The following is a 17,360-nucleotide window of genomic DNA, read 5'->3' on the forward strand; positions in this document are numbered from 1 at the left end:
ATTCTGATCAGTTACATAAAAATGTGGTGATAACTACCAGTCAACGATTCATTACAATAAAATATTTAGTAGATTTGGTTTAAATGTAATTCTGGATATAATTTTCAATGAATAGAAGGTTTTTTGTAAAGCAAAAGATTGCCCTGATTTTAATTGGTTTTAGCCTTGTGGCTATCGCCGCCATCTTGTACACTCTGGATCGTAGTTCTGAGTTGGATAATGACCACATCGCATTGGTCGAAAACTCAGAAAAGATTGAGATTAAGGTGTATGATATTCGTATCAATTATGGCGATTATCAAAAGAAAGCAGATCCTGCAATATCCTTCGCTATAGATTCGCTCTTTGCAAAAGCCTATCAGAATATTAAAAACATTCAAACCATAGCTTCCCGTGAGTTTGAATTCAATACCAGTGAGAATAGTAATTTTATTACAGCTCTTATGAAACTAAAAAGTGCTATTCTTGATCTTGACTCAATGATACAAAATGAGCAAGTTCCTGCTCAGGATGAAAACTTCAAGCAAAAGATTAGGATGTTCACAAAGGCTTTCGCCGATTATGAGAAAGCATTGCATCTATACATCAATCAAACCAATCAGAAGTTTAAGCGAAATATCTTTTTCCTGCTTTCTTTTATCCTGTTCTTACTTATCGGAAGTTTGTTTTTGGTCATTCGTTTAATGAATTCCCTAACCAATGCTCACTTGCAATTGGTGCGCAATACCATGACGGTGGAACAGCGTGAAAGAAAAAGAATTGCCAGAGAACTTCATGATGGGCTAGGTGCCTTACTATCCAGTATTGGCTTGTATGGTAAAATGTTGGGCAAAGACTTAGCAGAAGATAAAACTTCTTTGGATAAGGTGCAACAGATCAATCAACTGTCTAAGCAAGCACTTGATACTGTATCTGAAGTGATTAATAATCTGAATCCTTCCGTTTTAAACCGATACAATCTTCAGGAGTCCTTGCAGCGCCTGGTAGATAAAATCAATAATTTGGATAATGTAGATGTTACTTTACAGATGGATGAGTTTAAAGGTAAGCCTATGCAAAGTACACAGGTTGTGATTTATAGGATTTGCAGTGAGTTGATAAATAATACTTTAAAGCATGCTAAGGCTACCAATATACAAATAAAATTATCTGGTGAAGGAATTCTGGTACTTCAATACTTGGATAATGGAGTTGGCTTTGATTTTGATAGAATGAAAGCCAAAAATGGAAAAGGTATGGGTTTGCAGAATATTATTGAACGAGTTGAATCCATTAATGGAAGCTATAATGTTCAAACTTCAAAGAATAATGGCTTTAAGATAAAGATTCAATTTGCACTGAGTAAATCAAAACAAAAATAGATGGATAAAATAAGAGTAATATTAGTTGACGATCATAAGATATTTAGAGATGGATTTCGTATGCTTTTGCAGTCTTTTTCTTTTGTGGAAGTTATTGCCGAAGCATCAAATGGGAATGAGTTTCTTTCGTTGATAGAAGATCATCAGGCCGATATTATTTTTATGGACATCAATATGCCGCAACTTGATGGAGTAGAGGCAAGTCAAAAAGCTCTTGAAAAATATCCTGATTTAAAAATAATTGCCCTAACCACATTTTTGGATGATGATTACCTCGAGCAAATGCTTATGGCTGGAGTAGAGGGCTATATGCTGAAAAGTGCAGAAATAGAAGAATTTGAGAAAGCCATTGTAAAGGTTTATGAAGGTGGAAATTACTTTTCTGATGAAATTGTAAGTCTTCTATCGGATAAGCTGAATATGCTTCGCAAAAAGAGAAAGAAGAAGGATGATTTGCCTGAATTTACCGATAGAGAAAAAGAGGTGCTGGAGCTGATTTGTAAAGGGTATGGCAACAAGCAAATTGCGGAGGCAACTTTTTTAAGTATCAAGACCATAGAAAAGCATAAAAGTAGTTTGTTTCAGAAAACAGGAACTTACAATACCGTTAATTTGGTGATTTATGCATTTAAGCATCAAATTATTAAATTTTAGACTTTACTATATCTTTTATTTAGAACAATTAATTGGTCTAAATTGTTATGTGTTCAACCTAGGTGCGAAGTAGGGAAAACCCCATTGTATATCGTACTTCTGATTGATATTTTCGCAATATATTTGATTGGTTAACGAGATGCTTACACCATAGTTTTCGAGATAAAACAACAGGTGTATAGCATTAAATTTTAGGGAAAGATGATTCAATTTTTAAAAAGACAAAAGTTATTTCGTAGGATTAAAGATCCTTTGGTTGAGTTCGTTCGATTAGAGGCGTTTAGTGGTATTGTTTTGATGTTTTTTACCATTATGGCATTAACACTTGCCAATTCTGCCATTGGCGAATCTTTCATCACCTATTGGACCAATTATTTCGGTGTTCAGTTCGGTGAATGGACCCTAAAAAAGTCATTCCTTCATTGGATTAACGATGGTTTAATGGCTGTCTTCTTCTTTGTGGTTGGACTAGAGATTAAAAGGGAGCTATTGACGGGAGGACTTTCATCCATCAAACAAGCTAGTTTGCCAATATTTGGAGCGATTGGAGGTATGTTGATACCTGCATTAATATATGTTGGCTTTAATACACAAGGATCTGGAACGCATGGTTGGGGGGTTCCAATGGCAACAGATATAGCATTTGCTTTGGGTATTCTGATTCTGTTGGGCAAACGAATTCCAACTTCGCTTAAATTATTACTTACTTCCATAGCCATTGTAGATGATATTGGCGCTGTAATGGTAATTGCATTGTATTATACCAGCGAAATAGATTGGATATACCTTTTATATGGTGGAGGAATATATGCCATACTTTGGGTCTTAAATAGTTTAAAAGTCAGGAATATATCAGTTTACCTGATATTAGGAATATTCCTTTGGTATGTTCTTTTAAAGTCTGGTGTTCATGCTACTTTGGCAGGAATTCTATTAGCTCTAACCATACCAGCAAGAGCAAGCAGAAATCTATTTGAATTTATTGGCTCAAACCAGGAACTTTTGGAGAACCTGGAAGCAAAGACATCTGAGCTTCCTAAGAAACCAAACGAGAAGTTTATACAAGCATCGGTTAGTTCTATTGAGAGCAATTGTGTAAAGGTAATTTCACCCCTACAAAGATTAGAGCATTTGTTCCATCCATGGGTCGCTTATATGATTGTTCCATTGTTTGCCTTTGCAAATGCGGGTGTAATTATAGATACAGAATTAACCAGCAAGGTTTTTGAGCCTATTTCTATTGGAATTATCCTTGGGCTCTTTGTAGGTAAACCATTAGGAATATTTTTGTTTTCCTGGATAGGGGTTAAAATAAAGCTCGCACAAAAACCAAGTGAAATATGTTGGTCACAGATATTGGGGATTGGTTTTCTAGGTGGAATTGGTTTTACCATGTCATTTTTTGTGTCTCAATTGGCATTTACGGATTCTGAGGTTTTGAGTTTAGCCAAATTTGCAGTATTAATTGGATCCCTCTTCTCAGGAATAACAGGATTTTTAATACTGAAACTGTTTTGTAAAAATCAACAATAGTTTTTTTCATAAGTTTTCATTGTTTAATTGACAGCCGGAGTTCGCACTTCGGCTTTTTTTTTGAAAAAAAATATCATCATATAATTTGCTTGTTTATCAGATAGTTTAGTATTGGATAGCCCTAAAATAGGGCAGTGTAGCGATATTTTTTTATCAGAATGTTTTGCAGTACAGAAAAAAACCACCATATTTGCATCGCAATCAAACGAAACGCGGATGTGGCGTAATTGGTAGCCGCGCTAGACTTAGGATCTAGTGTCTTCGGACGTGGGGGTTCGAGTCCCTTCATCCGCACAAAAGAGGATCAACGAAAGTTGGTCCTCTTTCTATATACACCCCTCTATATTATATTCTTGTTGTTTGTATCCAAAATCCATACATCCGTACATAAAATTTGTAATTCCCTTCTAAAGTGTTGAATTTAGATACTTATTGAATTATTAAAGAGATACCTGTATGAGATTTTTAATGTTTTTATTTCTTTTTGCATCCTTGTCTGGTTATGCGCAGCTTCCTGAAGTAAGTAGTGGAACCATAAAAAGGTTCGAGAACTTCGATTCGAAATTCATTGTCCCAAGAAATGTTGATGTTTGGTTGCCAGATGGCTATTCAACAGATAAAAAGTATGCTGTTTTATACATGCACGATGGACAAATGCTATACGATGCCACCAAGAGTTGGAACAAACAAGAATGGATGGTTGATGAAGTTGTTTCTAAACTAATTAAGGAAGGAACAATAGAAGACTGTATTGTTGTTGGTGTTTGGAATGGAGGTAAATACCGTCATAGTGATTATTTTCCTGAGAAAGCGGCCAATTATTTGTCAGAAGAACTGCAAAAACAGTTGAAAGATACTTTGATGGGTGATTTAAGAGCTGACGAATACCTGAAGTTTCTAACCAAGGAATTGAAACCATTTATCGACAAGAATTTTTCTGTAAAAACAGATAAAGCCAATACATATATAGCCGGTTCTAGCATGGGAGGTTTAATTTCCATGTATGCCATTTGCGAATATCCCGAGGTATTTGAAGCTGCTGCATGTATTTCTACACATTGGCCAGGAGATACTAAAATTGCAGACTCAAAAATTCCACATGCCTTTTACAAGTATTTAAATGATCACTTGCCGGATCCTTCAAGTCATAAAATCTACTTTGATTATGGTACTGAAACTTTAGACAGATTGTACGAACCATTCCAACTTGAAGTTGATAAAACCATGAAACAGAAAGGGTATACAAAAGAGAATTGGATTACTCTCAAATTCGAAGGGGAGAACCACTCTGAAGATTCATGGTGTAAAAGATTACACATTCCTATTTCTTTTATCATGAAGAAATAAAACAGATAAGGCTTCCATTAGGGAAGCTTTTTTTTGTTTAGCGGTTTGGTTAGATTTCGTATCTTCAGAATATGTCAGACAAAACACTTTCTCAAATTCTAAACATTAAACATCCCATTTTAATGGCGCCTATGTTTTTGGTGTCGAATACCCAAATGATCGTTTCTGCTCTGGAAATGGGCTGTACAGGTGCAATACCTGCGCACAATTACAGAACGGATGCGGAATTACGAGAGGCCATTCATGAAATTCGAAATAAGAGCGATAAGCCTTTTGGTTTTAATCTGATTGTGAATAAATCGAATCCAAAATACCGAAAGCAACTCAAAAGCCTTCTTGATCTTAAAGTGGATTTTATCATCACTTCATTGGGTAATCCACGCGAAGTAATTGAAAAATGCAATCCGCTAGGGATTAAAGTCTTTTGTGATGTTGTAGATGTAAAATATGCGAAAAAGGTTGAACAGCTTGGCGCTGATGCGGTAATTGCGGTAAATTCACAGGCTGGTGGACATTGTGGAAGTCTTAAGGCTGAAGAATTGATTCAACAATTAAAGGCAGAAATCAATATTCCCATCATTTCAGCAGGAGGTGTAAGCACCTCAATTGAGGTTAATGAAATGGTAAGACAAGGAGCAGCAGGGGTGTCTGTAGGAACCATTTTTATAGCCAGTCGTGAGTCTCCGGTTAGTAGAGAATATAAGCAGGCACTTGTGGATTTTGGTTCAGAAGATATCGTAAAGACCACAAAATTAACCGGATCTCCCTTAACGGTAATCAATACTCCCTATGTACAGAAAATAGGAACAAGGGCAAATCTACTGGAGTGGATGATCAATAACAGTCCTCAATTGAAAAAGTATGCCAAAATGCTATTGGCGTGGAAGGGGATGAAAAAGGTTCAGCAATCTGCATTCAAAGCCGGATATGACAATGTTTGGTGTGCCGGCCCCTCAATTGGTGCAATTCGTGAGATTCGACCCGTAAAAGAAATTATAAAGGATTTAATTGAGGATTGATTATTTGTAAGCCATCATAAATCCCTTGCTGTTCATCCAGTTTTGATCTATTGATTCATCCACTACCTTATTCAAGCGAGACTTAAATTCTTGATCCAAACTATTGTCGCGTATGTATTTTACAGCCTCCTGAAATGATTTAAGCATGCTCTTGTAAAATGATTCCTGCTTGATGTACTGCTCGGAAGTATAGGTTTGAGCAATTTCAATATTGTAGAGCATGATATCGGCAATTAAAGAAGAATCAACTCCTAATCTTTTAAAGTGTCTGATATAATTCTGTGCAACTGAGCGTCTCATTTTTGCTTTTCTTCCACTGACAGGAAAATATTCTTTAGAGATCTTGAATTTACATTCCTCCATCAGTTTATTCTCTTTTGGATTAAATGCAAAGTCGTAAAACTCCTTAACATCTTTAAACCGTGTGTAAAGATCGAGTATTTGATCTTGTAATTGCTCTTTTGTGAGTTGATGAATGTATTCTTTTAAGTCTTTCTTGCTCATATTATCTATTCATTAATTGTAAAGATATAAAATCACCAAAATTTAACCATTAAAAAAATTATAAAAGCGCATTTTTAAAGAGATACAGAGCCCTTTGTTAATTATATTGTAATATAATTGCGAACTGTAACCATTAACTTCTTGCGATGGGGCAATTTTATTCAGTTTAAGTTTATTTAATAATTTGTTAGTTCGATAAACCTCTTATGCAATAATTTAATACATATATCATTAAAATAATACCATTAATGTAATATGCACAATTGTTTATTGAATAGTTCACTAGCTTTATTTGTGTAAGAAAAAGGCTGAGATTGATGATTTATGTTATCATCTCACTTTTTACAATAAAAGCTCTTAAAAGGGCAGAAAACCTAATGATTGTGTTCATTTTATATGATTACTAACCTACTGACAACGAGCCTAAATATTGATGTGTTGAATCATCAAAAACTACAAATCACCGCGGTACTAAAACCGATGGACAATTCGTTGGCAACAAATATAATCAGAAAGGTTATTCAATCATTCGCAAATTGCCAAATAATATTTATATCAATATTCTCTTTTTTGAAAATAGATTTATTGCACATGTTATATCAACCTTTGTGTGATGGATCTATTTTACTGCTTAAAAAATTTAAACTATTAAAGTTTTATATCAATAGATAAAGAAAAGGCGAAAAACCAAACAACCACAAACCAATGTTTTCTTTATCTAAGTATTCACTTTTACCTAAAATTTCGACAATGAAAAAATTCATGTTTACTTTATTGGCTGTAGTTTTAACTACAGGAATTTCATTCGCGCAGGGCAATATATCAACAATTGATCAGTCTGGCGATGGAAATAGTGCAAATGCAGAACAAGTTGGTTTATGGAATATGAGTTACATTGACCAAATTGGCTACGATAATACTGCTAATGTTGATCAGAATGGTATTTTAAACTACTCTGAAGTTTTCCAGTTTGGATGGAACAATTTAGCGGAAGTTAAGCAAGTTATGGGTAATACTTCTTTAATTACTCAATTTTTTACTGACAACAACAAAGCTTATGTAGATCAGTATGGTTACAACTTCTCAAAGATTAGTCAATTCTTTGGAGAAGATAATATTGCTGACGTTAAGCAAGTTGGAATGAATACTTCATATGTGTACCAGTGGTTTAGCACTTGGGTTGAAGCATATGTTCAGCAATATGGTTATTTCAACTTCTCTATGATTGATCAGGAGAGTGTTTGGGACATTGCAGATGTTATTCAAGATGGTTGGTTTAACGATTCTTACATTACTCAATATGACAACTTCTGGTCAGAGGCAATGGTAAGACAATTTGGAGATTTTAACTATTCTTCTATTAAGCAAAAATATGGTTCTACTGATTTTGCAGGTGTTTTACAAGTTGGAGATTATAATACAGCATTAATTCAGCAATATGACAATTCATCAGCTTCAGCAGTAGCGCTTCAGTATGGATATTGGCATCTAGCAGATATGTATCAAAGAGGTGGTACATTAAATACTGCAATGGTTGAACAACATGATTACGATCATTGGGCGTTCACAACTCAAATTGGCGGATTCTTGAATGATATCGAAATTGAGCAATATAGAGAGTCTAATACTGCTTATGCAACTCAATTGGGTGGAATGTTTAATTCGGCTTATATTGGACAATTGGGTATGTGGAATTTAGCTAAGACTTACCAAGAAGATGGTTTCTTTAATTATGCAGGTATAGCACAAATTGGAGATTATAATGAGGCTTATATTGAACAATACGGAGGTCTTGGAAACTGGGCTGGTTTAGTTCAAAGAGGTGACGAAAATGTTGCTGAAGCAGTACAATATATGGGTTCTGATAATGAGGTATATGCTGTTCAAGAAGGTGCTTTCAATTATGTTGGAATGCTACAAGCTTATGGTGAAAATAATTCAGCTGAAGTAATGCAAAATGGTCTTGGAAACTGGGCATATACTGAACAAGTTGGTGGTGAAAACAACGAAATTTTGCTTATTCAAGATGGTTGGTTAAATATGTCTGAAACATACCAGTATGGTGGTGGAGATAATGTAGCTCTAGTTGGACAATATGGATTAGGAAACTATTCAGGTATTTTACAAGATAATGTTACTAACTCAGAAGCTAATGTTCTTCAGGATGGTTGGTTTAATGAATCAGTTATAATCCAGCGTGATGGTGATATGAATGTAGCAGATGTTACTCAATTTGGATTAGGTAACTATTCAGGAGTTCTTCAAGAAGGTTCAAACAATAATGCAAATGTATATCAAGAAGGTCTAGGACATAGTAGTACTGTAATCCAATCAGGAAACGGAAATACTGCAACAGTAGCTCAAGTTAATCTTGGTATGACAACACCATAATAATAAATAGTAACTACTAACCTTTACTGCAATTTTTAATGAATTTCGATATTTGTAGTGGTTGTGAATATCGGAAGTGAATTTAGGTTTTAATTAATATCTAAGGAGCACTATTTAATTAGTGCTCCTTTTTATTTGTAAAAGCAAAAAAGAACCGATAGATAACAAATTATTAGCTATCGGTTCTTACACTTAACTGCCTATGTTTAGTGTGGACTTATTGCGCATTTTCTACTTTTTAAGAAACCTGTGAATCGAATGAGCCGTTTTTCTACCGCTATCCAAAGCTCGAACTACAAGGCTTGCTCCTGTAGCTGCATCACCGCAACAGAAAATCTTTGAGTTGGACGTTTGTCCTTGGGTATCGGTTTTAATATTACCTCTTGCATCCAATTCTAAGCCTAACTCTGCAACCAATCCTTCGTGTATTGGATGAACAAAGCCCATTGCCAGTAGAACCAAATCAGCATCAATGGTTTCTTCTGTTCCTGGAATCTCTTTCATCTGAAATTGTCCTTTAGCATCTTTAGTCCATTCAATTTGTACAATTTCAAGCTGATTCACTCTTCCGTTTTCACCTTTGAATTGTTTCGAACTTAAAGCCCAACGTCTCTTGCAACCCTCTAAATGAGAACTTGATGTTCTCAGAGTATTCGGCCAGTAAGGCCATGGATTGTGTGGTTCTCTCTCTTCTGGTGGCTTTGGCAGTATTTCTATCTGAAGTACCGATTTTGCTTTTTGGCGAACAGAGGTACCTACACAGTCTGATCCTGTATCACCACCACCAATTACCACTACATTTTTACCTTTGGCAGAGATTCTTTCCTGCTTGCTAAATTCATCACCACGAACAACTTTGTTTTGTTGTTTAAGGAAATCCATAGCGAAGTGGATTCCATTTAAGTCGCGCCCCTCAATAGGTAAATCACGCGGCTTCATTGCTCCAATGGCAAGACAAATGGCATCATATTCCTTTTCCAGATCGGAGAACGAAATATTTACGCCTACATCCTGATTGGTTTTAAATTCTATTCCTTCTTCAACAAACAATTCCAATCTTCTGTCGATAACGTGTTTGTCAAGTTTAAAATCTGGAATACCATATCGTAACAATCCACCAATGGCATCATCTCTTTCGAAAACCGTTACACTGTGTCCAGCTTGGTTCAAAAGATCGGCTACAGACAAACCTGCAGGTCCTGATCCAATTACAGCAACTTTCTTACCCGTTCTCTTGGCAACTGGTTTAGCCTTAATATACCCATAGTCAAATGCTTTTTCAATTACCGATGCTTCGTTCTCGCGAATGGTAACAGGTGAATTGTGCAATGACAATACACATGATTTTTCGCAAGGAGCAGGGCATACCCTTCCTGTAAACTCAGGAAAGCTATTGGTTGATTGAAGAATCTTAGCTGCTTCTTCCCAATTCTCTCTGTAGATGGCATCCTGCCATTCAGGTATTTTACTTGAGGTTGGACAAGCCCAGTGACAGAAAGGAATACCACAATCCATACAGCGGGATGCCTGATCAATTCTATCTTCTAAGTTCAAAGTTTGTTCTACTTCTCCAAAATCTCCAATTCTATCTCTTACCGGACGATAACCGGCCTCTTTTCTTTTTATCTCTAAAAAACCTTTCGGATTTCCCATAATCTTTCAGTTTACAGTTATCAGTAAGCAGTTATCAGTTATCAAATCGCAAAACAATATTGTTCATTGATAACTGTTCACTGTTCACTGTTCATTGATTTACTCGTGTACCTCTGTTTGTGATTGTGCCTTCTTTAACTTGCGACGAATCTTTCTCAGCTTCTTCTCTTCCAATACTTTTTTGTATTCGTAAGGAATTACCTTAACAAAGTGAGGAAGATATTCTTCCCAGTGAGTTAAAACTTTAGAGGCAACACTACTTTGAGTTAGAAGTAAATGTTGATGTATCATACCTTGTAGCTCATGAATATCTTGTAGGTTTTCTACTGGTTCTAGAGATACCAAACTTTGATTACAGAAGTAGTCCAGCTGTCCTTCCATATTCAGAACGTAGGCTATACCACCACTCATACCTGCAGCAAAGTTTCTACCAGTAGGTCCTAAGATTACAACACGACCACCAGTCATGTATTCACATCCATGATCACCAACTCCTTCAACCACTGCCTTGGCACCAGAGTTTCTTACACAGAAACGTTCTCCTGCCATACCTCTGATATAGGCTTCACCATTTGTTGCACCGTACATAGCAGTATTACCAATAATGATCTGCTTTTCTGGTTTAAACGTAGTTTTGTTTGGTGGTTGAACCACGATTTTACCTCCTGAAAGACCTTTTCCGAAATAGTCATTAGAGTCTCCTTCTAGTTTAAATGTCACACCTTTCTCCAAAAATGCTCCAAAGCTTTGTCCTGCAGAACCTCTAAATCTACAATATATTGTATCCTCTTCTAATTCTCGTTTTGGTTTTAAAGCCGCAACTTTACCTGATAACATTGCACCAGTCGTACGATCGATATTCTTAATTTTTGAATCGATCCATACTTTTTCACCGTCGTGTAAGGCCTTTTCAGCTTGCTTGATTAATTCATGATCCAATACTTCTCCAATCGACTTGATGGTAGCATTAACACCACACAATTCGTGTCCATCAGTTTCTGGCAAGTGTAATAAATTTTGAATATCAACTGTATCTGCTTTCCATTTCTTGATATCCTTACGTTTTATCAATAGATCTGATCTACCAACCAAATCATCAAACTTACGAACACCAAGCTCAGCCATTAATTCACGACATTCCTCTGCAAGGAAAGTGAAGAAGTTAACTACCCATTCCGAGCGTCCTAAGAATTTTTCTCTTAACTCTTTATTTTGAGTAGCAATCCCAACAGGACATGTATTCAAGTGACACTTACGCATCATTACACAACCTAATACGACCAAAGCACTTGTGGCAAATCCAAATTCTTCAGCACCTAGTAAGGCCATAGAAACAATGTCTCTACCAGTTTTTAGCTGACCATCGGTTTGAAGTTTTATTCTTCCTCTAAGGTCGTTTAATACAAGAGTCTGCTGAGCTTCAGCCAATCCTAATTCAACAGGTAAACCTGCATTTTTTATAGAACTCAACGGACTAGCACCTGTTCCACCTTCGGCACCACTAATTACAATTAAATCAGCGTTAGCTTTTGCAACACCAGCAGCAACAGTACCCACACCATTTTCCGATACCAACTTCACACTAACACATGCTGTTGGATTTACATTCTTTAAATCGTAAATCAACTGTGCCAAATCCTCAATCGAATAAATATCGTGATGTGGAGGAGGAGAGATCAAAGTAATTCCAGGAGTTGAATTTCTCAACTTGGCAATAATCTTATCCACCTTAAATCCTGGTAACTGTCCACCTTCTCCAGGCTTAGCACCTTGGGCTACCTTAATTTGTAGCTCATCAGCATTTACCAAATAACCAGTATTCACACCAAAACGACCAGAAGCAATTTGTTTGATAGAACTACGAGCGCTAGAGAAGAATCTCTTGGCACTTTCACCACCTTCACCAGTGTTACTTCTACCACCTATCTTATTCATGGCAATTGCCAATGCCTCGTGTGCTTCTTTGGAAATAGATCCATACGACATTGCACCAGTACAGAATCGCTTCATGATATTTTCTACAGGTTCAACCTCTGAAATATCAATAGGATTCGATTTGAAATCGAAATATCCACGTAAGAAATTCGGATTTCTGGTTTCAGCATCAACTAATTTCGAATACGCCTTATATTTTGCATAGTTGTTGGTTCTTGTCGACCACTGTAATAAACCAATTGATTCTGGATTCCAACTGTGTTTTTCACCATTTTTACGGTAGTGAATACTTCCATTGTTGGTTAATAAATCCTGATTTTCAAAAGGATCTTTTTCAGTAAAAGCTTTCTTGTGATGGCATAGCATCTCCTCAGAGATTTCTTTTAAGCCGACTCCACCAATTCGAGATGCAGTACCCGTAAAATACTTGCTAATTACTTCATTGCTGATACCCAAAGCTTCATAAATCTGAGCTCCTAAGTAACTACCAATGGTCGAAATACCCATTTTAGACATTACTTTAAGCAAGCCTTTATCAACTGATTTGATATAGTTTTTACGTGCTGACTTATATTCTAAGCTAATTCTACCTTCCTTAACCAACTTATCAATTACAGCGTAACTCATGTATGGATTGATAACACTTGCACCATAAGCAATCAACAATGCAAAGTGATTCACTTCGCGAGCTTCTCCAGTTTCTACAACCAAACCAATTTGCATTCTCTTACGCTTCTTGATTAGGTGGTGGTGAACAGCAGCAACCGCCAATAACACAGGTATTGGAGCCATTGTACTGCTCACATTTCTATCTGTAAGAATGATGTAGTTCTTTTGATCATCAACCGCTTTTTCCGCAAGCTTACAAAGGGAATCCAAAGCATCTTCAAGTCCTTGTCCATTATCAGAAGCCTTGAATAACATATCAAGTGTTGCATGTCTAAATTCCTCATGTCTCAGTTTCTTTATTTTACCAAGGTCTGTATTGGTAATCAAAGGACTCTTGAATCGAATCAACTTACAATGCTGTGGCGTTTCATCCAAAAGATTCTTTTGAACTGCTCCAATATAGTTGGTCAAGTCCATTACCAAATTCTCACGAATAGAATCGATTGGTGGATTGGTTACCTGCGCAAACAGCTGACGGAAATAATTGAATAGCAAATGAGGCTTTTCTGATAAGGCTGGGATAGGAGAATCATTACCCATTGAGCCAACAGGTTCTTGACCACCAGTTGCCATTGGTAGAATAATTCGTTCAAAATCCTCTTTGGAATAACCAAATACATCCTTACAAACCTCGAAATGATCCCCAATATCCGATGGAACCCTTTTTTCAACAGGAATAGCCTTAAGATCCAGACGATTCTCTTTTAGCCAATTCTGATAAGGGTTTCTGTAGGTTAGTTGCGATTTCACTTCCTGATCAGGAATAATAATACCCAATTGAGTATCTACTAACAGTAATTTACCAGGACGCAATCTTCCTTTTTCCTTGATCTCTTCTGCTTTAAAGTTTTGGATACCAACTTCAGAACCCATTACAATCATATCATCCTGAGTAATGACATAACGAGATGGACGTAATCCATTTCTATCCAGCGTACCACCGATGTATCTACCATCTGAGAATACCAAAGATGCAGGACCATCCCAAGGTTCCATGAAGGTTGAGTGATATTCATAAAAGGCCTTCAAACTATCTGGAATTGGATTCTTTTCATTCCAGGATTCAGGTACCATCATACTTAAGGCATGTGGTAAACTTCTACCCGTTAAGAATAGGAATTCTAATACATTGTCAAAAGATGCTGAATCACTTTTGTTAGGCTCTACAACAGGGAATAGTTTTTTAATATCTTCTCCATACAGTTCCGATTTTAAAAGAGACTCACGCGCTTGCATCCATAGTCTGTTACCCTTAATGGTATTAATTTCACCATTATGAGCCACAATACGAAAAGGTTGTGCCAAATCCCACGAAGGAAAGGTATTGGTACTAAATCTGGAGTGTACCATAGCAATGGCAGATTCCATTCTAGGATCCTGTAAATCTCCAAAGTATTTTCCTAGTTGATCACTGGCAAACATTCCTTTGTAAACAAGTACCTTAGATGATAAACTAGGAATGTAAAACATCTCTTTTTCTTTCATCTTAGTTGCTCTAACATAGCTTTCTGCTTGTTTTCTGGCAAGGTACAAACGACGTTCTAAATCATCTTGCTCGTAGTTTCCACCAACAAAGATTTGTTTAATTACTGGTTCCGATTGTCTTGCAATTTCCCCAATTGCGTTAGTGTCAGTTGGCACATCACGTAATTGAAGAAATTCCAATCCCTCTTCTTCCAGAATTTGAATCAGAACTTCGATACAAAATTTCTCTTCAGTTTCATCCTGTGGTAAAAAAATGAGACCAGTTCCATACTTGCCAGCTAATGGAAGTTTAATACCGATTTTCTTGTAAAAGTTATGTGGTACCTGCATTAAGATACCAGCACCATCTCCACTTACGTTATCGGCACCACGAGCACCTCTGTGTTCCATATTACATAGAACTTCCAGACCGCGCGTAATAATTTCGTACGATTTTTTTCCTTTAATATTGGCTACAAAGCCAATTCCACAATTGTCATGTTCATTCATCGGGTCGTACAGACCCTGTCGGCTTGGTCTTAGGTTTCGCATAGGCATTATTTAAGTGCGAAGCCAGGACATGATTTTTCTTTTAAGAAGACACTAAGTAATGAAAAAGTCCCCAACTTTTTCGGTTAATCAGTAGCGACACTATGAATCCGATTGTCGCTGTCTTTTAAGAATACATTCTAAAAATGTAATGATAAAAATTTAAGCTTGTCTAATCCGTTGCAACAAATATAGCTTAAAAAAATGCTTTTAAACAACTATTATTGTTTAGTTTACTTCCGAAAACGTTTTAAAACCTGAAAAAAGTCATATTTTTTTCTTGCAAAGGTTTTCGTGATAATCAGTTGATTAGAAAATATATCAATTGAAACCTTATTAAAACATCGATAATGCTAATTTGAGATTAATGTTAAGTGATTGTAAGGCAAAAAAAATATCCTGGAAAGGATATTAACATTATTTTGTAGTTTCAACAGCTGGTTGAACTCTTAAAATTTTAAGAAGCTTCTTTTCAATCCATTTAGGAAGATACTTGCCAATTTTTGTAATGAATTGCTGACCCAAAATATACAAAGAAGAATAAAAGAACACTTTATTTAAGACGTAAACAGATGCAGTTAAGAAAACAACTTTTTTAGTTCCGGCAAGAATAAAAGGAAAAGAGAAGGTAAGAATAAAAGTAACAACAGCTAAACCAAACAACACAAACCCAACAATTTTTTTCCACTCCATAATGATTTCAACTATTTAATTTTTGACAACTAAAGCAATTCTACGGCGCAATATATAAATGGTTTGAAAAAATTCAATATTTAAAGTGTTAAAAATCATTAATTAAGCCAAAGGTGACAACATAAAAAAGACTAATGTATCTTAATTGTTGTTTTTGGGCTGAAATATGTGTTCCGTAATGAATGCTGGAAAATAAGATAATAAAAGATTTACCTAACAATTTATTGGGGTCTCAGTCAATTAATTCTGTTTTTCTTCCGCAAAGGTTTTAAAAATAGGGTGCAGTAAAAAAAATACTTTTTCATTAGGATTTTAATTTTTTTTGCCCTTATCTTTGTATCCAACAAATCAAAACAAGCATGGATATAGTAACAATCATTCGACGACGCATTTTAAGATCTTTATTTTAACGATAAGGACAAGTGTTGGTATGATTTTTTCCAAGCTTTCCAATTCGGAAAGTTTTTTTTTGAAATTTAATTTATAAGAAGAACCAAATGATTCAATTGTTTTACATCCGACGACGACGAATGAGCGCACCCTTAGGGAAAGCGGATTCAGTCTTATTGTCGTGTAATCAATGATTCAAAACAATATTTAGAAGGCTTACCGTTTTTCCCGGTAAGCCTTTTTTTTGAACTATTTAAAAACCATTGAATCAAGAATTGTAAAAATGAAAAGTATAATCTATACAGAAAGCCGACGCCATTTGCGAAGTAACTGTTACCCTGGAGGGACGGATGAGCTTGCTGTATCTGATTGTCAGATATATAAACTGTATTAAGCTTACCGTTCCTGCGGTAGGCTTTTTTTGTGTGAAATAATTAAAACAAAATAAGATGAAAAGTAACAACTCCTTAGAATTCCGACGACGATGGTTTCGGCTTCTGAACAACAAAAATCTAAAAGAAACATTCTTTATTGATATTAATAACAAGTGGTTATGCCTTACCGGCGTAGCATTATTTTGGGAAACCTAGAGATCAACAAATGATAGATACATTAATGGAAGTTGAGCAAAAAATAAGTGTCATTGTAGCAGATTTAAGGCATATTGATTATGCAAGTGAGATTTGTGAAATGATTGAAAAGGCCGCTAAAATACGCGGAACAGGAATTGCTAAAAGAAATCCTTTGTACCTCGTACAAAAGATACAGGAAGGAAAAGCTATCATTGCTTTTGACGATTTTAAAGTTATTGGATTTTGCTATGTAGAAACCTGGGAGCATGGTAAGTATGTTGCCAATTCAGGTTTGATTGTTGATCCGGAATACAGAGCTGTAGGATTGGCAAAATTAATCAAGGCAGAAGCATTTAAGTTGTCGAGAAAGCGATACCCTCAAGCTAAAATCTTTGGTTTAACAACCAGTCTTCCTGTAATGAAGATCAATTCGGATTTGGGTTACAGACCAGTAACATTCTCAGAGTTAACAGCTGATGAATCATTTTGGAAAGGATGTAGTAGTTGTGTGAACTACGATATTCTGCAAAGAACGGATAGGAAAATGTGCCTTTGTACAGGCATGTTATTCGATCCGAACAAAAATGGTACGCCTAATTCAAACGAAAACGAATAAACAATTCAAT

General features: G+C 35.9%; 11 protein-coding genes and 1 tRNA gene. 8 read left to right on the plus strand and 4 right to left on the minus strand.

Annotation, left to right across the window (positions count from 1 at the left end; translation table 11 throughout):
* Window positions 1–107 precede the first annotated feature (107 nt).
* The 6 genes from DF185_RS04290 to DF185_RS04315 all read left to right on the plus strand — a co-directional run bounded on the left by DF185_RS04290 (window position 108) and on the right by DF185_RS04315 (window position 5,914).
* Entirely contained in the window at window positions 108–1,361 is a 1,254-nt protein-coding gene (locus DF185_RS04290; protein WP_110359512.1) for a sensor histidine kinase, read from the plus strand.
* The gene (locus DF185_RS04295) at window positions 1,362–2,015 is read left to right on the plus strand and encodes a response regulator transcription factor (protein ID WP_110359513.1); all 654 of its coding nucleotides are present in this window, start codon (window positions 1,362–1,364) and stop codon (window positions 2,013–2,015) included. It begins immediately after the preceding gene.
* A 201-nt stretch (window positions 2,016–2,216) separates the two neighbouring features.
* On the plus strand, window positions 2,217–3,548 hold the full coding sequence (gene nhaA, locus DF185_RS04300) for a Na+/H+ antiporter NhaA (protein ID WP_110359514.1): 1,332 nt from the start codon (window positions 2,217–2,219) through the stop codon (window positions 3,546–3,548).
* A gap of 212 nt (window positions 3,549–3,760) precedes the next feature.
* Window positions 3,761–3,842: transfer RNA gene (locus DF185_RS04305), tRNA-Leu, on the plus strand.
* Window positions 3,843–4,004: 162 nt separating this feature from the next.
* Entirely contained in the window at window positions 4,005–4,895 is an 891-nt protein-coding gene (locus tag DF185_RS04310) for an alpha/beta hydrolase (protein ID WP_110359515.1), read from the plus strand.
* A gap of 71 nt (window positions 4,896–4,966) precedes the next feature.
* Window positions 4,967–5,914 (plus strand): NAD(P)H-dependent flavin oxidoreductase, encoded by a 948-nt coding sequence (locus tag DF185_RS04315; RefSeq protein WP_110359516.1) that lies wholly within the window; start codon window positions 4,967–4,969, stop codon window positions 5,912–5,914.
* On the opposite strand, the gene DF185_RS04320 is transcribed toward DF185_RS04315, so the two are convergent.
* A complete protein-coding gene (locus DF185_RS04320; protein ID WP_110359517.1) occupies window positions 5,915–6,418 on the minus strand; it encodes a DUF6155 family protein in 504 nt (167 codons plus the stop codon).
* 750 nt (window positions 6,419–7,168) lie between these two features.
* On the opposite strand from DF185_RS04320, the gene DF185_RS04325 reads away from it, so the two are divergent.
* Complete coding sequence (locus DF185_RS04325; protein WP_165835941.1) at window positions 7,169–8,809, plus strand: hypothetical protein; 1,641 nt, start codon at window positions 7,169–7,171, stop codon at window positions 8,807–8,809.
* A 231-nt stretch (window positions 8,810–9,040) separates the two neighbouring features.
* Here the strand turns inward: DF185_RS04325 and DF185_RS04330 are convergent, their stop codons facing one another.
* The 3 genes from DF185_RS04330 to DF185_RS04340 all read right to left on the minus strand — a co-directional run bounded on the left by DF185_RS04330 (window position 9,041) and on the right by DF185_RS04340 (window position 15,772).
* Window positions 9,041–10,462 carry a glutamate synthase subunit beta gene (locus DF185_RS04330; RefSeq protein WP_110359519.1) on the minus strand — a complete coding sequence of 474 codons (1,422 nt, stop codon included), beginning with the start codon at window positions 10,460–10,462 and terminating at the stop codon, window positions 9,041–9,043.
* Window positions 10,463–10,561: 99 nt separating this feature from the next.
* Window positions 10,562–15,082: a glutamate synthase large subunit gene (gene gltB, locus DF185_RS04335; RefSeq protein ID WP_110360117.1), complete on the minus strand. Its 4,521-nt coding sequence runs from the start codon at window positions 15,080–15,082 to the stop codon at window positions 10,562–10,564.
* A gap of 414 nt (window positions 15,083–15,496) precedes the next feature.
* Window positions 15,497–15,772 (minus strand): hypothetical protein, encoded by a 276-nt coding sequence (locus DF185_RS04340; protein WP_110359520.1) that lies wholly within the window; start codon window positions 15,770–15,772, stop codon window positions 15,497–15,499.
* A gap of 990 nt (window positions 15,773–16,762) precedes the next feature.
* On the opposite strand from DF185_RS04340, the gene DF185_RS04345 reads away from it, so the two are divergent.
* Complete coding sequence (locus tag DF185_RS04345) at window positions 16,763–17,350, plus strand: GNAT family N-acetyltransferase (protein ID WP_243421751.1); 588 nt, start codon at window positions 16,763–16,765, stop codon at window positions 17,348–17,350.
* Window positions 17,351–17,360 lie beyond the last annotated feature (10 nt).

Origin of the sequence: Marinifilum breve (assembly GCF_003202155.1) — a bacterium.
Classification (GTDB): domain Bacteria; phylum Bacteroidota; class Bacteroidia; order Bacteroidales; family Marinifilaceae; genus Marinifilum; species Marinifilum breve.